Origin of the sequence: Escherichia sp. E3659 (assembly GCF_005781135.1) — a bacterium.
Classification (GTDB): Bacteria; Pseudomonadota; Gammaproteobacteria; order Enterobacterales; family Enterobacteriaceae; genus Escherichia.
In genome coordinates this window covers 95,059-120,672 of sequence record NZ_VATQ01000028.1, presented here as the reverse complement: position 1 = coordinate 120,672, position 25,614 = coordinate 95,059, and the positions used below count along the sequence as shown (strand labels likewise).

The 25,614-nt window shown below is 49.7% G+C and carries 20 protein-coding genes; 14 read left to right on the top strand and 6 right to left on the bottom strand.

Annotated elements, in window-relative coordinates; all coding sequences use genetic code 11:
- Window positions 1-392: 392 nt before the first annotated feature.
- The 7 genes from FEK47_RS19375 (at window position 393) to fucO (ending at window position 8,557) form a co-directional block, all read left to right on the top strand.
- On the top strand, window positions 393-1,892 hold the full coding sequence (locus tag FEK47_RS19375) for a sugar ABC transporter ATP-binding protein (protein WP_138183325.1): 1,500 nt from the start codon (window positions 393-395) through the stop codon (window positions 1,890-1,892).
- Window positions 1,893-1,895: 3 nt separating this feature from the next.
- Window positions 1,896-2,879, top strand: coding sequence for an ABC transporter permease (locus FEK47_RS19370; RefSeq protein ID WP_135488847.1), 984 nt, complete (start codon window positions 1,896-1,898; stop codon window positions 2,877-2,879).
- A gap of 73 nt (window positions 2,880-2,952) precedes the next feature.
- Window positions 2,953-3,903 (top strand): ABC transporter substrate-binding protein, encoded by a 951-nt coding sequence (locus FEK47_RS19365; RefSeq protein WP_105271794.1) that lies wholly within the window; start codon window positions 2,953-2,955, stop codon window positions 3,901-3,903.
- Window positions 3,904-3,956: 53 nt separating this feature from the next.
- Entirely contained in the window at window positions 3,957-5,537 is a 1,581-nt protein-coding gene (locus FEK47_RS19360; protein WP_135487355.1) for an FGGY-family carbohydrate kinase, read from the top strand.
- Window positions 5,538-5,601: 64 nt separating this feature from the next.
- Complete coding sequence (locus FEK47_RS19355; RefSeq protein WP_130221504.1) at window positions 5,602-6,600, top strand: LacI family DNA-binding transcriptional regulator; 999 nt, start codon at window positions 5,602-5,604, stop codon at window positions 6,598-6,600.
- Window positions 6,601-6,733: 133 nt separating this feature from the next.
- Window positions 6,734-7,381 carry an L-fuculose-phosphate aldolase gene (gene fucA / locus FEK47_RS19350; protein WP_130221505.1) on the top strand — a complete coding sequence of 216 codons (648 nt, stop codon included), beginning with the start codon at window positions 6,734-6,736 and terminating at the stop codon, window positions 7,379-7,381.
- Between the two features lie 27 nt (window positions 7,382-7,408).
- Window positions 7,409-8,557 carry a lactaldehyde reductase gene (fucO, locus tag FEK47_RS19345; protein ID WP_138183327.1) on the top strand — a complete coding sequence of 383 codons (1,149 nt, stop codon included), beginning with the start codon at window positions 7,409-7,411 and terminating at the stop codon, window positions 8,555-8,557.
- Between the two features lie 104 nt (window positions 8,558-8,661).
- Here the strand turns inward: fucO and xni are convergent, their stop codons facing one another.
- The 5 genes from xni to queF all read right to left on the bottom strand — a co-directional run bounded on the left by xni (window position 8,662) and on the right by queF (window position 15,297).
- Window positions 8,662-9,417: a flap endonuclease Xni gene (gene xni / locus FEK47_RS19340; protein ID WP_135487356.1), complete on the bottom strand. Its 756-nt coding sequence runs from the start codon at window positions 9,415-9,417 to the stop codon at window positions 8,662-8,664.
- Window positions 9,418-9,701: 284 nt separating this feature from the next.
- The gene (gene sdaB / locus FEK47_RS19335; RefSeq protein ID WP_130207700.1) at window positions 9,702-11,069 is read right to left on the bottom strand and encodes an L-serine ammonia-lyase II; all 1,368 of its coding nucleotides are present in this window, start codon (window positions 11,067-11,069) and stop codon (window positions 9,702-9,704) included.
- A 57-nt stretch (window positions 11,070-11,126) separates the two neighbouring features.
- On the bottom strand, window positions 11,127-12,416 hold the full coding sequence (sdaC, locus tag FEK47_RS19330; protein ID WP_064528228.1) for an HAAAP family serine/threonine permease SdaC: 1,290 nt from the start codon (window positions 12,414-12,416) through the stop codon (window positions 11,127-11,129).
- A gap of 556 nt (window positions 12,417-12,972) precedes the next feature.
- On the bottom strand, window positions 12,973-14,337 hold the full coding sequence (ppnN, locus tag FEK47_RS19325; RefSeq protein ID WP_130214553.1) for a nucleotide 5'-monophosphate nucleosidase PpnN: 1,365 nt from the start codon (window positions 14,335-14,337) through the stop codon (window positions 12,973-12,975).
- Between the two features lie 111 nt (window positions 14,338-14,448).
- Window positions 14,449-15,297 (bottom strand): NADPH-dependent 7-cyano-7-deazaguanine reductase QueF, encoded by an 849-nt coding sequence (gene queF, locus FEK47_RS19320; protein ID WP_130221507.1) that lies wholly within the window; start codon window positions 15,295-15,297, stop codon window positions 14,449-14,451.
- Between the two features lie 67 nt (window positions 15,298-15,364).
- Between queF and syd the strand changes: the two genes are divergently transcribed.
- From syd to gudD, 7 genes are all read left to right on the top strand, one after another.
- A complete protein-coding gene (syd, locus tag FEK47_RS19315; protein WP_135487357.1) occupies window positions 15,365-15,910 on the top strand; it encodes a SecY-interacting protein in 546 nt (181 codons plus the stop codon).
- Window positions 15,911-16,531: 621 nt separating this feature from the next.
- A complete protein-coding gene (locus tag FEK47_RS19310) occupies window positions 16,532-16,861 on the top strand; it encodes a YqcC family protein (protein WP_135487358.1) in 330 nt (109 codons plus the stop codon).
- On the top strand, window positions 16,861-17,643 hold the full coding sequence (gene truC, locus FEK47_RS19305; RefSeq protein ID WP_130214547.1) for a tRNA pseudouridine(65) synthase TruC: 783 nt from the start codon (window positions 16,861-16,863) through the stop codon (window positions 17,641-17,643). Before FEK47_RS19310 ends, truC begins: the two co-directional genes overlap by 1 nt.
- A 17-nt stretch (window positions 17,644-17,660) precedes the next feature.
- A complete protein-coding gene (locus tag FEK47_RS19300) occupies window positions 17,661-18,110 on the top strand; it encodes a flavodoxin (protein ID WP_138183324.1) in 450 nt (149 codons plus the stop codon).
- A 434-nt stretch (window positions 18,111-18,544) separates the two neighbouring features.
- Window positions 18,545-19,897: a galactarate/glucarate/glycerate transporter GudP gene (gene gudP / locus FEK47_RS19295; RefSeq protein WP_135407692.1), complete on the top strand. Its 1,353-nt coding sequence runs from the start codon at window positions 18,545-18,547 to the stop codon at window positions 19,895-19,897.
- Window position 19,898: 1 nt separating this feature from the next.
- Window positions 19,899-21,239 carry an enolase C-terminal domain-like protein gene (locus tag FEK47_RS19290; protein WP_135487359.1) on the top strand — a complete coding sequence of 447 codons (1,341 nt, stop codon included), beginning with the start codon at window positions 19,899-19,901 and terminating at the stop codon, window positions 21,237-21,239.
- 20 nt (window positions 21,240-21,259) lie between these two features.
- Complete coding sequence (gene gudD / locus FEK47_RS19285) at window positions 21,260-22,600, top strand: glucarate dehydratase (RefSeq protein WP_135487360.1); 1,341 nt, start codon at window positions 21,260-21,262, stop codon at window positions 22,598-22,600.
- Window positions 22,601-22,831: 231 nt separating this feature from the next.
- Here the strand turns inward: gudD and barA are convergent, their stop codons facing one another.
- Window positions 22,832-25,588: a two-component sensor histidine kinase BarA gene (gene barA / locus FEK47_RS19280; RefSeq protein ID WP_130207684.1), complete on the bottom strand. Its 2,757-nt coding sequence runs from the start codon at window positions 25,586-25,588 to the stop codon at window positions 22,832-22,834.
- Window positions 25,589-25,614: the final 26 nt, after the last annotated feature.

Sequence of the window (25,614 nt, the reverse complement as noted above, 5' to 3'; positions counted from 1 at the left end):
TTATTTGCTAACTCGAGTTAGCTTAGGTTTATAGGCTTTTTATACACAACTTTTTTGTTGTTGAAATGTGAGGGGGTTCACGAGAAGTGGTTAAAATTCGATCTCTGTCAAATTGTTATTTGTCAGTGTGAAAAATAATATTCTTATTAATCATTAAGTTATAAGATTTTAATGGTTATGCATCACAGTTTTAGCTCAAATGATTTGGCTAATTTGTATACCTAAAATAGCTTTAAAAGGCGATCGCTAACTCGAGTTAGCAAAATGCGAAGAATAAATTGATGCGATGAATGTCTATTCGAGCGTTATTCGTATCATAGTGGAGATGGCTTAGTAGCGACGTTTATGCCGTACTTCACATTTTCAGTTTCTGATTATTGAGGAAAGCTGCAATGTCTGAAACATTTTTGCAAATGAAGCATATCACCAAACGCTTTCCTGGAGTGTTGGCGCTTAATGACGTGCAATTTACCCTACGCCGGGGCGAGGTTCATGCATTATTAGGTGAAAATGGTGCAGGAAAATCCACCTTAATGAAAATTTTGTCGGGGGTTTATCAACCTGATGAAGGTGAAATAATTTTTGAAGATAAAACAGTCTCATTTTCTGATCCGTTAAGTGCGCAAAACGTAGGTATTACTATTATTCACCAGGAATTTAATTTATTCCCCGAGCTTACAGTAGAAGAAAATATTTTTATCGGCAGGGAGTTTTGTAAAAAAAATCGCTGGCGTCTGGATGAAAAACAGCAACGCCAGGCGACGATTGAAATTTTGCAAAAATTAAATTTGGCGATCAAACCAGATACTCTGGTTGCCGACCTGACGGTAGCTCAGCAGCAGATGGTAGAAATTGCCAAGGCCATTTCAGTTAACGCCAGGATTCTCATTATGGATGAACCTACTGCGGCGTTAACAGAAACTGAAATTGAAAGCTTATTTCGAGTCACCCGGTTATTGAAAGAGCAGGGGACCGGCATTGTGTATATCTCCCACCGTCTGGAAGAGTTGGCGCTAATTGCCGACCGCGCGACTGTAATGCGTGATGGTCAGTACATCAGCACGGTGGATTATGAGTGCGTAAAAATCAGCGATCTGATTGCCATGATGGTTGGTCGCGATTTAGGAAATATCTATCCCCGCCGCGAGGCCTTGCAGCAGCGGATTCCGGTTCTGGAGGCAAACGGACTGACGCGCAAAGGCGTACTGAACGATATTAATTTTACGCTTTATCGTGGCGAGATCCTCGGCTTTGCCGGACTGATGGGCGCGGGTCGTACTGAACTTGCGCGTGCGATTTTTGGTGCGGACTCCATTGACAGCGGAACGCTAAAATTAAATGGTAAGGAAACCGTTATTAAAGATATTTCGGATGCTATTCAGCAGGGCATTAGTTACCTGACGGAAGACCGCAAAAAAGAAGGGCTGGCGCTGAATTTATCTGTTGAACGAAATATTATGTTAGGAAACTACCCTGAGTATTCCGATCGTTTTGGGAATGTCGATTCGCGTCGTTGCCAACAAACCAGTGAGGAACAGGTAAAAGCGTTAAGGATTAAAACGCCAAATCTTGAACAGGCGGCATTAAATCTAAGTGGAGGAAACCAGCAGAAAATTATAATTGCACGTTGGGTGTGTAAAGATACTGATATTTTAATCTTCGATGAACCCACTCGCGGCATTGATGTTGGCGCCAAACTGGAAATCTATGAGTTAATGAATCGCCTTGTGGCAAAAGGGAAATCAATCATCATGATCTCTTCTGAATTGCCAGAGGTGTTAGGAATGTGCGACCGTATTTTAGTGATGCGCAGTGGTCGAATTACCGGCGAAATTAGCGCAAAAGAAGCGACACAAGAAAAAATCATGCAATACGCGACGTTAGAGGATTAAATTATGACTATCTCTGTAACCTCTCCAGACAGTAATAATAAGAGAATAAAGATAAATAAAGAACTTTTGATGCGCCTTGCGCCTCTTTTTAGTTTAATTATATTAGTGCTGTTTTTTAGTTTCAGCTCTCCCTTTTTCTTTAATACCGAAAATATCATGACGATTGCTCTACAAACGTCGGTAATCGGCATTATGGCCATTGGGGTAACTTTCGTCATTATTACCGCTGGCATCGATCTTTCATTGGGCTCCGTGGTGGCTTTTTCTGGTGTCGCCGTAGGTATTTGCGCCACGCTGGGCCTGCCGCTGCCTGTGTGTATTATTGCTGGTGTTTTGGCCGGTGGATTGTGCGGCTATGTGAATGGTTTGTTGGTCACTAAAATGACCATTCCACCGTTTATCGCTACGTTGGGCCTGATGATGTCCGTCAGAGGTATAAATATGGTGATGACTGACGGGCGCGCCATCTATTTTGCCGATTACCCGATGTTCAAAACGCTCGCTCAGGGACGCTTATTTGATGTGCTGCCTTATCCTGTTTTCTACCTTGTCATTGTAGCGCTTGTCGGCGCTTACATCCTGAAGAAAACCGTCATTGGTCGCTATGTCTATGCCGTAGGCAGTAATGAAGTTGCTGCTCATCTTTCTGGTATTAAAGTTCAGCGTGTGAAAATTTTCGTCTATGCCTTCTGTGGATTATTAACGGGGATTGCAGGTGTCATTCTGGCATCTCGTCTCAACTCCGGACAACCGACGGTAGGTGTGGGTTATGAACTGGAAGCTATTGCCGCGGTAGTGATCGGCGGAACCAGCTTAATGGGCGGTATTGGCACTATTGGCGGCACAATCATTGGCGCTTTCATTATGAGTGTACTGAAAAATGGCCTCAATTTAATGGGCGTCTCCCAGTTCTGGCAAATGGTCGCGATGGGCGTAGTTGTGGTCGCTGCCGTTTACCTCGATACATTACGCAAAAAGATTCGTTGACTTAGGCTCCCTGTTTTATCGGGAAACAACTGCCCTGACGTTAAGGGTGATTCACTCAGAACGGAGTACAACAATGAAAACCAGGCATTTTATCTATGCGTTATCTCTGCTGGCTTGCGTAAGTTCCAGCGCACTGGCTAAGGATTTAAATCTTCCGGTTGTTAGTAAAGGTTTCCAACATGAATTCTGGCAAACCGTAAAAATGGGAACTGAAGCTGCGGCTAAAGAGTTGGGGGATAAAACCAGCTATGTTGGCCCGGCGGATGAAACGCAAATAGCCGAGCAAATTCAGTTAGTCGAAAATGCGATGGCGCAGAAACCGAATGGTTTGCTTCTGGCCGCCCTCGACGCGAATGCCCTCGCCCCACTGGTAGAAACGGCAAATTCACGCGGTATTAAAGTGGTGACCTTTGATTCAGGCATCAATTCAGACATTCCGGTGAGTTTTGTCGCCACCAATAACCGTAAAGCAGGCGCTCAGGCAGCTGATGCCTTAGCCGCGCAGGTAAATAATAAAGGGAAAGTTGGGATTATCGCGCACGTTGCAGGAACATCTTCCGCTATTGAACGCTCGGAAGGCTTCATGGAGCGTATGAAAGAAAAATATCCTGACATCAAAGTATTACCCGTTCAGTACAGCGATGGTGACCCGCAAAAAGCGATGGATAAAACTATCGATATGATTCAGGCCAATCCCGATCTTGCTGGGATCTATGGCACCAATGAAGGTTCAACGCTCGGGGTGGCGAATGCCATTGATAGCCAGAATCTGAAAGGTAAGGTGAAGGTCATTGGTTTTGATAGTACGGAAGCGATTATTAACTTCCTGAAGAACGGCGTCATTCAGGGCTTTGTTGTTCAGGATGCATACCAGATTGGTTATCAGGGGATCAAAACGTTGAACGCGGCCCTTTCGGGGCAAGCCGTTGAAAAAGAGATCGATATTCCCGTGAAATTTGTTAATGCCGAGAATATTAATACGCCAGAAATCGACAAACTCCTGCACCCATTCGGTAAGAAATAAAAAAATTGGGGATGAATTTTCATCCCCGTTATCTCCAGCGTCAGGGAGGCTTTATGCACAACGGTTATTTTCTCGGTGTCGATGTCGGATCGGCCAGTGTCAGGGCAGGCGTTTACAGTGCCAGTGGCCACAGGCTGGCATTCGCTACTGCGCCCGTCTCCCAGTTTCGCCCTGGTGGCCAGCGTGTCGAACAGTCTTCGGCGGAGATCTGGCAACAAGTCTGTAAAACGGTGAAAGAGGCGACAGCTTTAGCAGGCATCCCCATTTCCGCAATTCGCTCACTGGGTTTTGACGCTACCTGCTCGCTGGTTGTTCTTGATGAACAAGGCCAGGGTTTAGCGGTTTCGCCCGGTGGATCTGCGAATCACGACATTATTATGTGGATGGATCATCGTGCAACTGTCGAGACGGTGCAGATTAACGCAACGAAGGATCCCGCATTGCGCTACGTTGGCGGCGAAGTGAGCGTCGAGATGGAGTTACCAAAGTTACGTTGGTTGAAGACGCATCTACCGCAAACCTGGCAGGCCGCTCATCGCTTTTTCGATCTGGCGGATTTTCTGGTCTGGAAAGCAACAGGGCGAGACGTCGCGGGATTGTGCACGCTAACGTGTAAATGGAATTATTTGGCTCATGAACAACGCTTTAGCCATAGCTTACTGGAATCGGTAGACCTGACCGACATGCTCGAAAGAATTCCCGCCGAAATTCTTCCGCCTGGCGCTGCCGTGGGAACGTTAACTGCCACAGCTGCTGAAGAATTAGGATTAACGACCAATGTTATTGTGGCCAGTGGTTTGATTGATGCCCATGCCGGTGGCATGGCGCTGGCTGGCGCGCAGCCATCAGGAACGCTGGCATTGATAAGCGGAACGTCGAATTGCCATATGTTGTGCAGTGAAAAAGAAATATTCACCCCTGGCGTCTGGGGGCCATACTGGTCGGCCATGTTGCCAAATTACTGGCTAACTGAAGGCGGGCAAAGCGCCGCAGGGGCGCTGGTGGAGTGGACGCTTCAGGAGTCCGGGGCAAGCGCAAATCTTTTTAACAAGGCGCAGCAACGCGGGTGTCATCCGATTCAACTGATTAATGAATGGGTAGCCGCCCTGGAAGCTAACGAGTCAGAACCCACACGAAATTTACATGTGCTTGCCGATCATCACGGCAACCGTTCGCCACGAGCGCGGCCCGATGCCAGAGGCAGTGTTTATGGTTTAACACTGGAGCGTGGTGAAAATCAGCTCGCGCGGCTTTATCTTGCGACTTTACAGGCAATAGCCTTTGGCACCAGACATATTATTGAAACTCTCAGGGAAAATGGGCATACCATTACCCGATTAACATTATGTGGTGGTGCAACGCACAACCCTTTATGGCTACGCGAATATGCAGACGTGACAGGCTGCGATATCCACCTGATGCAAGAAGAAGATGCCGTTACGTTGGGCGCAGCAATTAGCGGCGCTGTTGCCAGCGGCGCATGGGGGGATTTTACATCTGCGTGTAAAGCAATGGTTGAAGCCGGAGAGGTTATTCAGGTAAATCCACAACGCCGTGAATTTTTAGAGCGTAAATACCGGGTTTACCTGACGCTTTGGGAGCAACAACAGGCGGTTAACCAACTGATGCAATAAGACAAAAGTTGAAAATACTTTTATGATTGTGATTTGACGTCTGGATGTTAACTGGGAAATACCTATGGCTAAAACAGTAGAGCAGATAGCCAGCGACCTGAATTTATCGGTTACGACCGTGCGACTGGTGCTAAATGGAAAAGCGGAACAATATCGAATCAGCGTCAAAACCCAAACGCGTATCAATGAATATGTTGAACGCTATGGTTATATCATTAATCATTCCGCTCGCAGCCTTAAGCTTAACAAAACTGATACATTAGGGTTGATTGTTCCCAACATATCCAACGTCTTTTTTGCTACGCTGGCAGAAAAACTCGAACAACGCTGTCGACGTTCCGGATATCAACTTACGATCAGTTGTACTTATGATGATGTTGACTATGAAAATAAATTGACAAAAGCATTTATCGCACGAAATGTAGATGGTCTTTTTATTGTTCCTTCGACGCTGGAAAATCAGCAGCATCATTTACGTAAAATTCGTAAGCCAATGGTTTTACTCGATCGTGATTTTAAATATACCGATAACGCATTGGTAGAGAGTAATAATATTTCTGGCGGAGAAAAGCTGACGCAAAATATTCTTGAGGCCGGGCAGGCTCCAGTATGGTTTTTGCTGGGAGATGCCGGTTTGCCGAGTATCAGCGATCGTCTGGCAGGTTATTTGAATGCGTTGGCAAAAAAAGGGATTACCCATCGCGATTGGGTGCGGGAAGGCCCGGTAAATACTCCGGAAGGCGGCTATGTCATTATGGAAAAACTCATTGAAGAGCAGGGATGCCCGCAGGCATTTATCGCCTCGTCTTTACCTGTGCTTGAAGGCGCTGTCCGCGCGATTCGCGACCGTCTTGGCGCTGTACCGCCAGAAATCAATATTGGCACTTTCGATGAACATCCCATGCTGGGATTTCTCGCCAACAATGTCTGGTCAATGCAGCAGGATGAAAATGCCTGGGCAGAAAAAGCGTTCGAAATGATGTTAAGCGCTATCGAAGAAAGACCAGTCAAAAAAACAGTCAAAGTAGAAATGAAATTAATTAAGCGCATAAGAAAAAAATAATAATCGGCAAAAGATAATCAGGCTATTGAACAATGATATTCAGTGGCCTCCCCTTACTAAAAATAACCCCGTCTTCATTTGCGGTGCTGTTTTACGCAACAAGGCGAGCTGGAACTGTATCTGGAGAATAAAGATGGAAAGAACACGTTTATCCCGTGAAATAATTGAAACCTGTCTGGAAATGACGCGCCTTGGGTTAAATCAGGGGACTGCGGGGAATGTCAGCACACGTTTTGAAAACGGCATGTTGATTACTCCCAGCGGTATTCCTTATGAAAGAATGACGGAGAATATGATTGTCTATGTTGATGGCAACGGCAAATACGAAGAAGGTAAGATTCCTTCCAGCGAATGGCGTTTCCATATGGCGGCCTATCAAAGCAGACCAGATGCCAACGCGGTTGTTCACAATCATGCCGTTCACTGCACGGCAGTTTCCATTCTTAACCGACCGATCCCCGCTATTCACTACATGATTGCGGCGGCTGGCGGTAATTCTATTCCTTGCGCGCCTTATGCGACCTTTGGAACACGCGAACTTTCTGAACATGTTGCGCTGGCTCTCAAAAATCGTAAGGCAACTTTGTTACAACATCATGGGCTTATCGCTTGTGAGGTGAATCTGGAAAAAGCGTTATGGCTGGCGCATGAAGTTGAAGTGCTGGCGCAACTTTACCTGACGACCCTGGCGATTACGGACCCGGTGCCAGCGCTGAGCGATGAAGAGATTGCCGTAGTGCTGGAGAAATTCAAAACCTATGGGTTACGGATTGAAGAGTAATTTCGTAAAGCAACAAGGAGAAGGATGATGGCTAACAGAATGATTCTGAACGAAACGGCATGGTTTGGTCGGGGTGCTGTTGGGGCTTTAACCGATGAGGTGAAACGCCGTGGTTATCAGAAGGCGCTGATCGTCACCGATAAAACGCTGGTGCAATGCGGCGTGGTGGCGAAAGTGACCGATAAGATGGATGCTGCAGGGCTGGCATGGGCGATTTACGACGGCGTAGTGCCCAACCCAACAATTACTGTCGTCAACGAAGGGCTCGGTGTATTCCAGAATAGCGGCGCGGATTACCTGATCGCTATTGGTGGTGGTTCTCCACAGGATACTTGTAAAGCGATTGGCATTATCAGCAACAACCCGGAGTTTGCCGATGTGCGTAGCCTGGAAGGGCTTTCCCCGACCAATAAACCCAGTGTACCGATTCTGGCAATCCCCACCACAGCAGGCACTGCGGCAGAAGTGACCATTAACTACGTGATCACTGACGAAGAAAAACGGCGCAAGTTTGTTTGCGTTGATCCGCATGATATCCCGCAGGTGGCGTTTATTGATGCTGACATGATGGATGGTATGCCTCCAGCGCTGAAAGCTGCGACGGGTGTCGATGCGCTCACTCATGCTATTGAGGGGTATATTACCCGTGGCGCGTGGGCGTTAACCGATGCGCTGCACATTAAAGCGATTGAAATCATTGCTGGGGCGCTGCGAGGATCGGTTGCTGGTGATAAGGATGCCGGAGAAGAAATGGCGCTCGGGCAGTATGTTGCGGGTATGGGTTTCTCGAATGTTGGGTTAGGGTTGGTGCATGGTATGGCGCATCCACTGGGCGCGTTTTACAACACTCCACACGGTGTTGCGAACGCCATCCTGTTACCGCATGTCATGCGCTATAACGCTGACTTTACCGGTGAGAAGTACCGCGATATCGCGCGCGTTATGGGCGTGAAAGTGGAAGGTATGAGCCTGGAAGAGGCGCGTAATGCCGCTGTTGAAGCGGTGTTTGCTCTCAACTGTGATGTCGGTATTCCGCCACATTTGCGTGATGTTGGTGTATGCAAGGAAGACATTCCGGCACTGGCGCAGGCGGCACTGGATGATGTTTGTACCGGTGGCAACCCGCGTGAAGCAACGCTTGAGGATATTGTAGAGCTTTACCATACCGCCTGGTAAATGCGCTGATGTGATAATGCCGGATGCGACGCTAGCCGCGTCTTATCCGGCATATAAGTGCATTAAATTCAATGTGTTGATAATCGTTTGCATCCGGCACGCCGTTACCGTACCAACCGCAATTGCTGTAAATTGCCGTCGATATGCAAATCAGTCTGTAAGCGGGCAATATCGCGGCACAGGAACGCCATCTCTTTATGGGCTTCTAATTTCTTGCGCCACTTTTCGGCAATCGCATCCAGATTTTCATAGATCCCTTCCAGACTCTGAAACTCGACCAGCAGCTGCGTGGCGCTTTTTGGCCCAATTCCCGCAACGCCTGGCACCTTTGAACTGCTGATCCCCGCCAGCCCCCAGTAATCGGGTAATTGCTGCGGTTGAACGCCAAATTCTTTATCGATAAACGGTGCATCCAGCCAGCGTTTCTGGAAGTAATCGCGAATACGTAATGTAGGTGAAAGTAGCTGACAGTAGCCTTTATCTGTCGAAACGATGGTTGCCTGATGCCCGGCCTGTGTCACTTTGACCGCCAGCGTGGCGGCTAAGTCATCGGCTTCGTTGCCGCTGGCTGACCAGCACGGGACACCGCGTTGCTCAAAGGCGGCGCGTAACGCGGGCATTTCGTTGTGCAACTCTTCCGGCATTGGCGGGCGACCCGCTTTGTAATCAGGCAGGCGCTGATGACGCCAGCCGCTACTGCGGTTTTCATCATCGAATACGGCAACCGCATGAGTTGGCTGGCTGTGCATAATAAGTTGATCAAGGGCGTGCTGGCAGGTTTCGACGCAGGGTGAACCCTGCACGGCATGAATGCGACGAATAAGATTCAGTGCATCGACAATAAGCAAATGAACAGCCACAATATTCCCCCTTAAAGATCAGGCGATAAGGGTAACATTGGTCACCGGAACAGGCTACGACTGGATGAGAAAACAGGAAGAGGGCTCGCAAAACGAGATCTGATATTGATGACAACGCCAAATTGCCTGATGCGCTACGCTTATCATGCCTACAAAAGAATCGCAATCTATTGAATTTGCGCTGTTTTGTAGGTCGGATGAGGCATTTACGCCGCATCCGACATAAACAACAGGCACATTCTCAACAATGTGAGGCCTCGCAAAACGAGGCCTCTGGAGAGCGATTAATCGCAGGCAACGATCTTCATCGCCAGGCCGCCGCGAGAGGTTTCGCGGTACTTGGCGTTCATGTCTTTACCTGTTTCGTACATGGTTTCGATAACTTTATCGAGGCAGACGCGCGGTTCGCTGGTACGGCGCAGTGCCATACGCGCGGCGTTCACCGCTTTTACTGCCGCAATGGCGTTACGCTCGATGCACGGTACCTGTACCTGTCCAGCAACCGGGTCACACGTCAGGCCGAGGTTATGCTCCATAGCGATTTCCGCCGCGATGCACACCTGCGCCGGGCTTGCGCCTAACAGTTCTGCCAGACCCGCCGCCGCCATTGAGCACGCCACGCCAACTTCACCCTGGCAACCCACTTCGGCACCAGAAATCGACGCGTTCATCTTATAAAGAGAACCAATCGCGCTGGCTACCAGCAGGTAACGAGCCAGTGAGTTAGCGTTCACTTCGCGGATAAACTTGTCGTAGTACGCCAGCACTGCCGGGATAATCCCGCACGCACCGTTAGTCGGCGCAGTCACCACACGACCGCCCGCAGCGTTCTCTTCGTTCACTGCCAGTGCGAACATGTTGATCCAGTCAACAACCGCCATCGGGTCAGTGGTGGTTTTATCCTGGCTGACCAGCATCCGGCGCAGTGCCGCGGCACGACGTGGAACACGCAGTTTGCCCGGCAGCACACCTTCGGTGGAAATACCGCGTTCAATACCGCCACGCATCACTTCCCAGACGTTCGCCAGGTGCTGTTCCAGCTCTTCTTTGCTGTGCAGCGCCAGCTCGTTTTTCATCATCAGACCAGAGAGTGACAGCCCGGTTTCCTGACAATGTTTTTGCAGATCGGCAGCAGAACTGTACGGATATGGAACTTCAACCGGTGCGCTATCCTGCTGGCCAAAATGCTCTTCATCAACGATAAAGCCACCGCCGATGGAGTAATACGTCTGGCTGTAAACAACTTTATCGCCCGCCAGCGCGGTAATGCGCATGCCGTTCTCATGCAGAGAAAGGTTATCGGCATGGAAGTTCATGCATTCATCAACCGGAAACTCGACTTCGTGCTGACCGTTTGCCAGCATCAGGCGACCATGAGTATTCACATCCTGAATAAAACCAGGGATGGAATCGATATCCACGGTATCCGGCAGGTTACCCGCCAGGCCCATAATAATGGCGATATCAGTGTGGTGGCCTTTACCGGTCAGAGAGAGCGAGCCGTACACGTCAACCACCACGCGGGTCACGTCTTTAAGCAGGTTACGGGCAATCAGATCGTCGGTAAATTGTTTACCCGCTTTCATTGGTCCAACGGTATGAGAACTGGAAGGGCCAATGCCGATTTTGAAAATATCGAATACGCTAATCATAGGAAATACATCGCGTTAAAACGGAGGAAGCGCCGCCCGAAAGCGGCGCGAAAGGAATTAGCTGAACAGAGAGTAGAAGATTGCGGAGATTGCAATCAGACCCATCACGACAACGAATACGTTGCTGATGTGACCGCTGTACTTACGCATTGCCGGTACTTTCTGAATGGCGTACATCGGCATCAGGAACAGGATCATCGCGATGATTGGGCCGCCCAGGGTTTCAATCATACCCAGGATGCTCGGGTTCAGGGTGGCAACAATCCAGGTCGTTACCAGCATGAACAGTGCAGTGATACGGTTCAGCTTGTTGATTTCGATAGACTTACCTTTACCACGCAGTGATTTGATCACCATACCGTTGAAGCCTTCACGTGCGCCCAGGTAGTGGCCCAGGAAGGATTTGGTGATAGCGATAATCGCGATAATCGGAGCCATCCACGCGATGATCGGCGCGTTAAAGTGGTTAGCCAGGTAAGACAGAATCGAGATGTTCTGCTCTTTAGCCGCAGCCAGGTCTGCCGGAGTCAGGCTCAGTACGCAGCTGAATACGAAGAACATTACGGTCAGCACCATCATGATGTGAGCGAATGCCAGGATCTTCGAGCATTTCTGTTCTGCCATATCGCCGTACTCTTCACGCTTCGCAACGGCGAAAGAAGAGATGATCGGAGAGTGGTTGAACGAGAACACCATTACCGGAATTGCCAGCCACAGGGTCATCCACAGACCGTTTCCGGTTGCAGATGCAGTGTCCAGAGACAGAGTTTCCAGTGCTGCGCCGTTCCACTGCGGGATCAGGTACAGAGCCAGCAGCATCAGTACGCCAACAAACGGGAATACCAGAATACTCATCGCCTTAACGATCATCTGCTCACCGAAGCGAACGATGGTCATCATACCCACGATCAGGATCAGTGACAGAATCGCACGCGGCGGCGGTGTCATACCCAGCTGGTGAGACATGAAGCTTTCAACCGTGTTGGTGATTGCCACGCTGTAAACCAGCAGAATCGGGTAGATAGCGAAGAAGTAGAGCAGGGTAATCAGTTTACCTGCGCCAATACCAAAGTGTTCTTCTACTACCTCGGTGATGTCTTCGCCTGGGTTTTTACCAGACAGCACGAAGCGAGTCAGGCCACGATGCGCAAAGTACGTCATCGGGAACGCAAGGATAGCCATGATGATCAGCGGGATCATACCGCCAACACCGGCGTTGATTGGCAGGAACAGCACGCCCGCGCCGATCGCCGTGCCGTAAAGGCCCAGCATCCACATGGTATCTGTCTTGCGCCAGGCACTGCGAGAGTCTTTCGACGCAATCGTGCTGGTTTGAGTCGTTTCCATCTATTTCTCCTGGAGGAATGCAAATAATTCAGCTTTTAGCCAGTTCAGCCCGGGAAGGTGCCTGGCCGTAAAAATGAAATCTGTCTATCGGCGATGGCTTAATCATTTTTCGCCGTAATAATTTGAGGGCGGAAAGATACACACAAGTTATGTATCTATCAGTGATCTTGATCTCAAATACAATAATCTACTTGGAAGATAGATAATCCCAACGCTTTACTCTGTAAATCAAAAGTAAAAGAGAATTTAAGGGCAATATTTGGCAGATTAACGACATCTGACCTCTTCCGGGGCGCGCAATATATGTAGGTTGAACTGCAAAAATCAATACTTTTAGTTAATGATTGCAATATTTTCTTTTTTGCGGAGATAAAATGCGGTCTTCAAATGAAGGGAAACGTTTGCGCTACAACATAAATTGTATGACATATTACAGATGGTGATATTAATGACATGATGACGCGCTGAAACATTCATATAACAAATGAAATAGATTGATTAGTGAGCGACCAAAAAAGAGAAAAACCCGGCAACAAACGTTACCGGGGGAAGGGGATTAAGTGCAGATTTCGTAGCAAGGGATGTAGGCAGAGCCTGGTAACTTCATACGATGTTGGGCAACAAACCCCTGAAGCAGGTCGTCCATACGGCGCATGATCTCTTTATCACCGTTGATTTTGTATGGCCCAAACTCTTCAATGGCGCGAATGCCGACTTCTTTTACGTTCCCCGCCACAATGCCAGAAAATGCACGGCGCAGGTCGGCAGCCAGCACTTCAACGGGCTGATCCGGGTAAAGCTTCAGATTAGCCATATTCTCGTGAGACGGCTCAAACGGCATTTGCAAATCTGGCGTAATACGCATTGACCAGTTAAAGCTGTAGGCATCGCCCGTATCGCGACGGTTTTCTTTCACCTGCGCCATCGCTTTTTTCATCTGACGGGCTACTTCTGCAGCGTCATCAATGATGATGCGATAATGGCGGCGCGCGTTTTCTCCCAACGTATGCACGACAAACTCGTCCAGTACGCGGAAGTAATCAGCACTCTCTTTCGGGCCGGTGAGGATCAATGGCAAGACCTGATCTTTGTTGGCCGGATTCATTAAAATTCCCAGCAAATACAGTAGCTCTTCCGCTGTACCCACACCGCCTGGGAAGATAATGATGCCGTGGGCGATACGGACAAACGCTTCCAGACGTTTTTCGATATCCGGCATGATGATCAGTTCGTTAACCAGCGGGTTAGGCGGTTCAGCAGCGATAATCGATGGTTCAGTCATACCAATAAAACGGCTGTCTTTGTAACGCTGTTGGGCGTGTCCGACCGCCGCGCCTTTCATCGGTGCTTCCATCGCGCCTGGACCACAGCCAGTGCAGATATTCAACTCACGCAGCCCCAACTGATTACCAACGCGACGGGCATACAAATACTCGTTTTCGTTGATGGAGTGACCACCCCAGCACACCACCATATTGGGCGCTTCGCCCACGTGCAGCGCGCGAGCATTGCGCAAGATAGAAAAAACCAGGTTGGTAATGTGAACAGAGTTGTCGAGATTCAGATTTGGAAAACGAACGGTGTTATGGATTTGCCCATAGACGAAGAGAATGTCGCGCAGGACAGCGAACAAGTTGGCCTGCAAGGCGCGAATTATACGCCCATCGACAAAAGCTTCTTCCGGGGGATTGATCAGTTCTAACTTAACGCCGCGTTCACGGCGTAGCACGTTAATGTCGAAATTTTCAAAACGGGACAGCAATTCTTTGCTGTTATCGGTGAGGCTACCGGAGTTCAGAACAGCGAGTGAACAGTTGCGAAATAGTTGATAGAGGTCGCTGCTGGCGGTGCGTTTAAGCATGTCCACTTCCAACTGCGACAACATATCCATGGAGCCAAGCGGGCTAATATGTGTAATCAAGAAAAACTCCTTATGGGACGATTATCGTCATTCCCTTTGATTACAATAGCCCTGCCTGATGACCTTTCACAACCTTATGCGTGAATCCAGCACGCAAAATTGAGAAAAATTTTATTGCCGTGCCAGACGGGTTGTCGATGGGACAAAATCACAGTTACTGCGCCATGGGTTAATGTCCAGACCGCCACGACGGGTATAACGTGCGTAAACGCTTAATTTCTCTGGCTGGCAGAAGCGTAACAGGTCATTAAAAATGCGCTCTACGCACTGTTCATGGAACTCGTTATGATGACGGAAAGAAACCAGATAACGCAGCAGTTTTTCCCTGTCAATCTTGCGTCCACGATACTGAATCTGGATAGATCCCCAGTCTGGTTGATGAGTAATCAGGCAGTTTGATTTCAGCAGGTGGCTAACGAGTGTTTCTTCCACCACTTTCTCGCCGCTGGTGGCATTCTCAAGATAGTCAGTGGTGAATTCATAGTTATCGATAGCGATATCCTGGTCATCAATGCAGGTGCCATTGAAATGCCCCACCGGCTGACCTTCCAGTTCATCAAGACGATATAACGCCACGCTAACGTTACCCTGGGCGCAAGTGCTTAAGTCGCGCTCCAGCGTCTGGCGCACTTCCTCCCAATTGTTAAAGCGTGTCTGGTTAAAGCTGTTGAGATAGAGCTTAAAACTCTTCGACTCAATGAGATTTACGCTGGTGTAATCAAGTTCAACATGACCCACGGCAACCTGCGGCAAACCTTTCGCATTCAGCCAGGAGAGTTCATATAGCGTCCAGATATCCGTACCGTGGAAAGGCAGATTATCTGCTTTCAGGCCCAGCGGATCGCGATTCAAACTACGTGGAACGCCTTGTAGCAGGCTGGCGTCATAGGTATCCCGGTAATCGGTTGATTTTCCAAGAGTCAGGCCCGCAAGTGCCTGATGGTTTGCATAAGAAGACATGTTTCACCGTCATAAACCAGATAAACTAAACGACAAGTGTATCTGGTTTAAGTGAAGAGAGAAATTAGTGGACGAATTGACCGCACAAGCCTTGAGAGATTTTACCACGCGTTACTGCGATGCCTGGCACGAACAGCACAATAGTTGGCCGTTAAGCGAGGAGCTGTATGGCGTTCCTTCACCGTGCATTATTTCAACCACTAATGATGCTGTGTTCTGGCAACCGCAGCCGTTTAGCGGTGAGCAAAATGTAAACGCGGTTGAGCGTGCGTTTGATATTGTGATACAACCCGCAATTCATACCTTCTATACGACCCAGCTTGCCGGGGATATGCATGCGCAGTTTGGCGATATCAAACTGACATTACTGCAAACCTGGAGCGAAGACGACTTCCGCCGGGTGCAGGAAAACCTGATTGGACATCTGGTTACCCAGAAACGTCTGAAACTGCCCCCCACGTTATTTATCGCCACACTGGAAGAAGAGCTGGAAGTGATTTCAGTGTGTAATCTCTCTGGTGAAGTATGCAAAGAGACGCTGGGTACGCGGAATCGTACCCATTTAGCCTCAAATCTTGCGGAATTCCTTATGCAGCTTAAGCCTCTTCTGTAATCCAATTACCCCGTCTGGTTGTGAGAGATCTCTTACAGACCCTGTAGGAGATCGCCAGGAAATAAGTGAATACTTAAAAAGATAAGAATCATATTTCTATTTTAAATCAATGTGTTGACTTAATATCCTTAACTTTCATATGAAATTTTCCTTAAGGCATTATCTGTAAGCGCCTTGTAAGACTCAGTGAAAAAGACGATTCTATCTTCGTCGACAGGGAGTCAGACAACGAAGTGAACATCAGGATGATGACACTTCTAAAGGACACGCCAGGATGGTGTTTCAGGGAAAGGCTTCTGGATGAAGCGAAGAGGAAAACGCTGGATGCGTTAAAGGACACCTCCAGGACGGAGAATGAGAACCGATCAGGATGATTCGGTGGGTCAGGAAGGCCAGGGACACTTCAGGATGAAGTATCACATCGGGGTGGTGTGAGCAGGAAGCATTAGTTCAGGATGAACGATTGGTCGCAAGGCCACAGGAAAAGTTGTCAAGGATGAGCAGGGAGCAACAAAAGTAGCTGGAATGCTGCGAAACGAACCGGGAGCACTGTTAATACAGTGCTCCCTTTTTTTATTCCTGCTATCCTTCGCGGCAGTTTTTTCTTCTTGAGGTTGTTTTATGACCACTCATGACCGCGTTCGTCTTCAGTTGCAGGCACTTGAAACATTACTGCGTGAACATCAGCACTGGCGGAGCGATGAACCGCAGCCGCATCAATTTAACAGTACCCAGCCTTTCTTTATGGATACGATGGAGCCACTGGAGTGGTTGCAATGGGTACTGATCCCACGAATGCACGATCTCTTAGATAATAATCAGCCATTGCCAGGGGCTTTCGCCGTGGCGCCGTATTATGAAATGGCGCTGGCGACGGACCACCCCCAGCGCACGCTTATTCTGGCGGAGCTGGAAAAACTGGATGCGCTTTTTGCGGATGATACAAACTGATGCTGGAAATACTCTACCAGGATGAATGGCTGGTTGCGGTTAACAAACCGTCTGGCTGGCTGGTTCACCGCAGCTGGCTGGATCGCGACGAAAAAGTGGTGGTCATGCAAACCGTACGTGACCAGATTGGTCAGCACGTGTTTACCGCGCATCGGCTGGACCGACCGACTTCCGGCGTATTGCTGATGGGATTATCCAGCGAGGCCGGACGGCTGTTAGCGCAACAGTTTGAACAGCACCAAATCCAGAAACGTTACCATGCGATTGTGCGTGGCTGGCTGATGGAAGAAGCGGTGCTGGATTATCCGCTGGTGGAAGAACTGGATAAAATCGCCGATAAGTATGCCCGCGAAGATAAAGGCCCGCAGCCAGCAGTGACGCATTATCGCGGTCTGGCGACGGTTGAAATGCCAGTCGCGACCGGGCGTTACCCGACGACACGCTACGGTCTGGTGGAACTGGAGCCGAAAACCGGACGCAAACATCAGCTTCGTCGCCATCTCGCCCATTTGCGCCATCCGATTATTGGCGACAGCAAACATGGCGATTTGCGCCAGAATCGCAGCGCGGCTGAACATTTTGGCCTCCAGCGGTTGATGTTGCACGCCAGCAAGTTGTCATTGACGCATCCTTTTACTGGCGAGCCGCTGACTATCCACGCCGGTCTGGACGACACCTGGATGCAGGCATTATCACAATTTGGCTGGCGCGGTCTGCTTCCTGAAAATGAAAGGGTTGAGTTCAGCGCGCCATCGGGTCAGGATGATGAGATAAGTTCCTAATCCAGGGAGAAAACGGTATGGCGGAAATTGGTATTTTTGTAGGCACCATGTACGGGAATTCACTGCTAGTGGCCGAAGAAGCGGAAGCGATTCTGACCGCACAGGGCCACAAAGCAACGGTGTTTGAAGACCCAGAATTAAGCGACTGGTTACCCTATCAGGACAAGTATGTTCTGGTAGTTACGTCCACGACCGGGCAGGGCGACCTTCCTGACAGCATTGTGCCGCTCTTTCTGGGCATAAAGGATAACCTCGGTTTCCAGCCGAACCTGCGCTACGGCGTGATTGCGCTCGGCGACAGTAGTTATGTGAATTTCTGCAACGGTGGCAAACAGTTTGATGCTTTGTTACAGGAACAGAGCGCGCAGCGGGTAGGGGAAATGCTGCTGATCGATGCCAGTGAAAACCCGGAACCAGAAACGGAATCCAATCCGTGGGTTGAACAGTGGGGGACGCTGTTGCCCTGATTTGTTCAGCGATCGGCAAAATACCGTTTTAGCGGTGCTGAATCGAATCTTTTCAGGCAAATGCCTGTAAAAACTGCTTCTTAGCGCGGATTTTTACTGGCGTTTGCCTGGAGTCAAGCGATCCATTTCATACTCTTCTTTATTTCTCCGATTTAACCCTTCCTTTCTTGTTCTTGTTTTCATTTCCGTGAAGTGGATTCCACCGTCCAGGGCTAATGCCAAAATCGAGCCTCATTGAACGCATTAATGTTGTGTTGTTGCACGGTGAGCCGCTATGGCGCGCTTTTTATACTGCTATTGCCAGATATAAACACGCGCCGCATTCGGCGAACGACCTATAAAAACGGCAAAAACACCCTACGTCACCTCTGATTTCCTGGCGATGTCGCAGTCCAGAGTGAGCGTGGCTAACGCGAATTTTCAGGAGTGCAACAATGAGTTCTTTAAGTCAGGCTGCGAGCAGTGTGGAAAAACGCACGAATGCTCGTTACTGGATAGTGGTGATGCTGTTTATCGTCACATCTTTCAACTACGGCGATCGCGCTACGCTCTCGATCGCCGGTTCGGAAATGGCCAAAGATATCGGCCTTGATCCAGTGGGTATGGGCTATGTGTTCTCTGCTTTCTCATGGGCTTATGTTATTGGGCAGATCCCTGGCGGCTGGTTGCTGGATCGCTTTGGTTCAAAACGCGTCTACTTCTGGTCAATCTTTATCTGGTCGATGTTTACCTTGCTGCAAGGTTTCGTCGATATCTTTAGTGGATTCGGCATTATCGTTGCCTTGTTTACTCTCCGCTTCCTGGTAGGGCTTGCCGAAGCACCTTCTTTTCCCGGCAACAGCCGAATCGTGGCAGCCTGGTTCCCGGCGCAGGAAAGGGGAACGGCGGTGTCGATTTTTAACTCCGCCCAATACTTCGCAACGGTGATCTTCGCGCCGATTATGGGCTGGCTGACTCATGAAGTGGGTTGGTCACACGTCTTCTTCTTTATGGGCGGTCTGGGCATTGTCATCAGTTTTTTCTGGCTGAAAGTCATCCACGAGCCAAATCAACATCCGGGCGTAAATCAGAAAGAGCTGGAGTACATCGCCGCTGGCGGCGCGCTGATCAATATGGATCAGCAAAACACCAAAGTTAAAGTGCCGTTCAGCGTGAAGTGGGGGCAGATCAAACAGCTGCTCGGTTCGCGGATGATGATCGGTGTTTATATCGGTCAGTATTGTATCAACGCCCTGACTTACTTCTTTATTACCTGGTTCCCGGTTTATCTGGTGCAGGCGCGCGGGATGTCGATTCTGAAAGCGGGCTTTGTGGCTTCCGTTCCTGCTGTTTGCGGTTTTATCGGCGGCGTGCTGGGGGGGATTATTTCCGACTGGCTGATGCGCCGCACGGGCTCGCTGAACATTGCGCGTAAAACACCGATCGTGATGGGCATGTTGCTGTCGATGGTGATGGTGTTCTGTAACTACGTCGATGTTGAGTGGATGATCATCGGTTTCATGGCGTTGGCCTTCTTCGGTAAAGGCATCGGGGCGCTGGGTTGGGCGGTAATGGCAGATACTGCGCCGAAAGAGATTAGCGGTCTTTCCGGCGGCCTGTTCAATATGTTCGGTAACATTTCCGGTATCGTCACGCCAATCGCAATTGGTTATATCGTTGGCACGACTGGCTCCTTTAATGGTGCGCTGATTTATGTCGGGGTTCATGCCTTAATCGCGGTGCTGAGCTACCTGGTGCTGGTGGGCGATATTAAGCGTATCGAGCTGAAACCTGTCGCGGGGCAATAAGATGACGACACAATCCAGTCCAGTCATTACTGATATGAAAGTCATTCCGGTCGCCGGACATGACAGCATGTTGCTCAATATTGGTGGTGCACATAACGCATATTTCACCCGCAACATTGTGGTACTCACCGATAATGCCGGAAATACCGGCATTGGTGAAGCGCCGGGCGGAGAGGTGATTTATCAAACACTGGTCGATGCTATTCCGATGGTGCTGGGCCAGGAAGTCGCGCGACTGAATAAAGTGGTCCAGCAGGTGCATAAAGGTAATCAGGCCGCCGATTTTGATACCTTCGGCAAAGGTGCCTGGACCTTTGAATTGCGCGTTAACGCCGTGGCGGCGCTGGAAGCCGCCTTGCTTGACCTGCTAGGTAAGGCGCTGAATGTTCCGGTCTGTGAACTGCTTGGCCCAGGCAAGCAACGCGATGCTATTACCGTCCTCGGTTATCTGTTTTATATCGGTGATCGGACTAAAACCGATCTTGCTTATCTGGACAGTACACCAGGTAACCATGAGTGGTATCAGTTGCGTCACCAGAAAGCGATGAACAGCGAAGCCGTTGTGCGTCTGGCAGAAGCCTCACAGGATCGCTATGGCTTTAAAGATTTCAAACTCAAAGGTGGCGTATTACCTGGCGAGCAAGAAATCGACACTGTTCGTGCATTGAAGAAACGCTTCCCTGATGCGCGGATTACCGTTGATCCCAACGGTGCCTGGCTACTTGATGAAGCCATTTCTCTATGCAAAGGGCTGAATGATGTTCTTACCTATGCCGAAGATCCATGCGGCGCAGAACAGGGTTTCTCCGGTCGTGAAGTGATGGCGGAGTTTCGGCGGGCGACCGGTTTGCCCGTCGCGACTAACATGATCGCCACCAACTGGCGCGAAATGGGTCATGCGGTAATGCTCAACGCGGTAGATATTCCACTTGCCGATCCGCACTTCTGGACGCTTTTCGGTGCAGTCCGCGTGGCGCAGCTTTGCGACGACTGGGGGCTGACCTGGGGCTGTCATTCCAACAACCACTTCGATATCTCTCTGGCGATGTTTACCCATGTGGGCGCGGCGGCACCGGGTAATCCCACCGCTATCGATACCCACTGGATTTGGCAGGAGGGCGATTGTCGCCTGACCAAAAATCCGCTGGAGATTAAAAACGGAAAAATTGTCGTTCCTGATGCGCCCGGCCTGGGCGTGGAACTGGACTGGGAACAGGTACAAAAGGCACATGAGGCCTATAAACGTCTGCCTGGCGGCGCGCGTAACGACGCAGGCCCGATGCAGTACCTGATCCCCGGCTGGACCTTTGACCGTAAACGTCCCGTTTTCGGCCGTCATTGATTTTGAATAAGGATATAAATATGAATTCTCAATTTACGACGCCTGTTGTTACTGAAATGCAGGTTATCCCGGTGGCGGGTCATGACAGTATGCTGATGAATCTGAGTGGCGCACACGCACCGTTCTTCACGCGTAATATTGTGATCATCAAAGATAATTCTGGTCACACCGGCGTAGGGGAAATTCCCGGCGGCGAGAAAATCCGTAAAACGCTGGAAGATGCGACTCCGCTGGTGGTGGGTAAAACGCTGGGTGAATACAAAAACGTTCTGACGCTGGTGCGTAATACTTTTGCCGATCGTGATTCTGGCGGGCGCGGTTTACAGACTTTTGATCTGCGTACCACTATCCACGTGGTAACCGGGATAGAAGCGGCAATGCTGGATCTGCTTGGGCAACACCTTGGGGTTAACGTGGCATCCCTGCTGGGCGATGGTCAACAGCGTAGCGAAGTCGAAATGCTGGGTTATCTGTTCTTCGTCGGCAATCGCAAAGCCACACCGTTACCGTATCAAAGCCAGCCGGATGACAAATGCGACTGGTATCGTCTTCGTCACGAAGAAGCGATGACGCCGGATGCGGTGGTGCGCCTGGCGGAAGCGGCGTATGAAAAATATGGCTTCAACGATTTCAAACTGAAGGGCGGTGTACTGGCCGGGGAAGAAGAAGCCGAATCTATTGTGGCACTGGCGCAACGCTTCCCGCAGGCGCGTATTACGCTCGATCCTAACGGTGCCTGGTCGCTGAACGAAGCGATTAAAATTGGTAAATACCTGAAAGGTTCGTTGGCTTATGCCGAAGATCCGTGTGGTGCGGAGCAAGGTTTCTCCGGGCGTGAGGTGATGGCAGAGTTCCGTCGCGCAACTGGGCTGCCGACTGCAACCAATATGATCGCCACCGACTGGCGGCAGATGGGCCATACGCTCTCGTTACAATCCGTTGATATCCCGCTGGCGGACCCGCATTTCTGGACGATGCAGGGTTCGGTACGTGTGGCGCAAATGTGCCATGAATTTGGCCTGACCTGGGGATCACACTCTAACAACCACTTCGATATTTCCCTGGCGATGTTTACCCATGTTGCCGCAGCTGCACCGGGTAAAATCACCGCGATTGATACGCACTGGATCTGGCAGGAAGGTAATCAGCGCCTGACCAAAGAGCCTTTTGAGATCAAAGGCGGTCTGGTTCAGGTACCGGAAAAACCGGGGCTGGGTGTGGAAATCGATATGGATCAGGTGATGAAAGCCCACGAGCTGTATCAGAAATACGGGCTTGGCGCGCGTGATGATGCGATGGGGATGCAGTACCTGATTCCTGGCTGGACGTTCGATAACAAGCGTCCGTGCATGGTGCGTTAAGACAGAAAACAAAAACCGGCTCTGTCAGGAGCCGGTTTGAGACTGATGCCAAACGCAAAATTGCCTGTTGCGCTACGTATCAGGTCTACATCATTTTTTTATTCATTGAATTTAATTGGTTTTGTATGCCGGATAAGGCGTTAACGCCGCATCCGGCATAAACACAGGCACTTTGTCACCAATCTGAAACCAGCTTCATAAAAAGCCGATTGCTACTCGACAAGACGTCCATTACCCAAGAATTTTACTGGCTTCGCGTGCCACATTATCCATCTCGTCCAACAATTCCAGTAGCTCCGGCTCCAAATCTTCTTCTTTAGTACCGCTTCGTAGCTGTTGTTCGATAAGTTGACAGAGATTCTTCATACGCGGCACACCGCTATAGCCGCAACTGCCATGCAGTTTATGAATCAAATCAACCAGGCCTTCCGGATTTTCCCCAACCAGTTGTTCCTCAACTTTGTTGCGAACTTCTGGCAGGAAATCGAGCAACATTTGCAGCATATCGCGGGCCAGATCGGTTTTGCCAGCGGCCTGGCGTAGCGCCAGTTGCCAGTCCAGAGTCGCATTCTGGTTCACCACAATTTCGTTCACTTCTGGCGTCACAACGCGGGAAGAAATGCCGCTGCCGGGTTTGTAGCGCAGCAGCAAATTATGCAATCGCTCTTCTTCAATCGGTTTCGCCAGATAATCGCTCATCCCCGCGCCAAGTAATTTCTCTTTTTGCCCAGCCATCGCATGTGCAGTCACCGCGATGACTGGCGTTTGTTGCTGGTGCGGAAGCTGGTGGATAAGTTCGCATGCACGAATGCCGTCCATGTCCGGCATTTGAATATCCATTAAGATTAAATCGAACGGCATCTGTTTTGCTCGTTCAACCGCCTGATGTCCGCTATCGCACAACTCCACATGCTGAACCATGTCTTCCAGCAATGCGCCGATAAGTTTCAAGTTTGCTGGGTTATCATCAACAGCCATAACCGTCATTACCAGCTTACTTTCGTCGGTGACAGGCAGCAGCGTATTTTGTGTTTGATGACAAAACTCGGTCAGTACAGGCAACAGACGTGTAGGCGTCAGGGGTTTCAGCAGACACGCGCCGATACCATCTTGCTTGAGTTTTTCGGCATTGACCTGTGCATGGCACGGAAGGGCGAGCATCAGAAAATCGGTCATCGACACTGCTTTCGCTAACCGCTCATGTTGCATCGTTAGCGGTTCGCGGAAAGTCACCGCAATCCCTAACAACATCATGTCGTAATGCGCGGGAGGGAGGGCCGAGAAGCTTGGGCTGTAGACCACCTCAAGCGGTGTTTCGCTTAAAATATCCAGCGTGCACTGCGCGGCTGCCGAGTTCGGTTCGACATAAGCCAGGCGTTTGCCTGTGAGGCACTGGGTGGATGGTCCTTCAATAATAATATTCGGGTTCAGATCGAGATTAATATGGAACCAGAAGGTTGAGCCACGATTCGGCTGGCTATGGAACGAGATATCTCCGCCCATCTCATTAACCAGTTTTTGCGTAATTACCAGCCCCAGCCCGGTGCCGCCATGACGGCGTGAAATACTGGCATCTGCCTGCCTGAAGGCCTGGAACAGGCGCGATTGATCGCGTTCAGGAATACCAATACCGGTATCGCGGATCTGCACTTCAATCTGAACTTTGGTATTACTCAGCGCTCGTTTTTCCACCAGAATATCGATGTTGCCATTCTCGGTGAATTTAATCGCATTCCCCACCAGGTTAGTGATGATTTGCTGTAAGCGCAGCGGATCGCCTATCACGTTATCTGGCACGTCGCTCTTAATATTGAGCGTCAATTCCAGCCCTTTATCGTGAGAAGAATGCGCCAGAAGAGTAACCACTTCATCCAGCGTGCTGCGCAGCGGGAACGGAATACTTTCCAGGATCAGCTTGCCCGCTTCCAGTTTCGAGAAGTCGAGAACATCATTAATAATTGCCAGCAAATTATTTGCCGAGCGTTCAATCGTGTTCAGGTGATCGCGCTGCGTTGGCGTTAATTCTGTTTTCAGCGTCAGGCGGGTAAAGCCAATAACTCCATTCAGCGGTGTACGCAGCTCATGTGACATATTCGCCAGAAACTCGGACTTAATACGCGCAGCTTCCTGGGCGCGCTTTTTCGCCAGGTCCAACTCAACGTTCTGAATTTCCATCTGCTCCAGCGTTTCACGCAGATCTGATGTCGCCTGGTCGATATTGTGCTGCATCTCTTCGTGATAAGCCGCCAGAGACATTGCCATCGAGTTAATGCCGTTTTTCAGCATATCCAACTCGCCGAGCATAAATCCTTCCACCCGGCTGTCGAGTTGTCCTCGGCGGATGCGGTCGACAGTATTCACCATGTTGCGAATCGGGCCGGTTACATCGCGCATGAGTCGCCAGCCAAAAATAAGCGCAATACCAATACAAAACAGCATCATCACGCTGGAAATAAAAATCTCTTTATATTGCTGTAAGCGCACCGATTTAAGGTCCAGCTCAAGGGCAATATATCCCAGCATATTCTGACTATTTTTGGCATCGCTAATGGGCGATTCGTCGGGAGAATAACTCTCGGAGATAATCGGCGTACGCAAAATCATAATATCGCCATCACGTGTGACAGTGAGCTGGCGCGGAAATGGCACGTTACTACCGAGCTGCATTGCTGAAGGGTCGAGATGAAAATTGGAAGTGACAAAGAGTCGGTTATTTTCATCGTAAACTGAAATGGCGCGAACAATATCAGAATGGCGACGATGCAAAACGCTTATCAACTGACCGATAGATTCGCGATTTTGCAGGCTCATGCCATATTCAGTAGAAACTGCAAGCGGCTCAATAATGCTGGCACCGGCATCTTCCAGTTGACGCTGCAAGTCGTTATAGCGATGCACGACGAAAAAGATACTGAGCAATAAACCAATAAGGACGGTCGGCGCCAGGATCAGAATCATCATGCGTGCGCGCAGGCTGTAGTTGGTCATGGAGTTCCGTTATGGGACAATTAAGG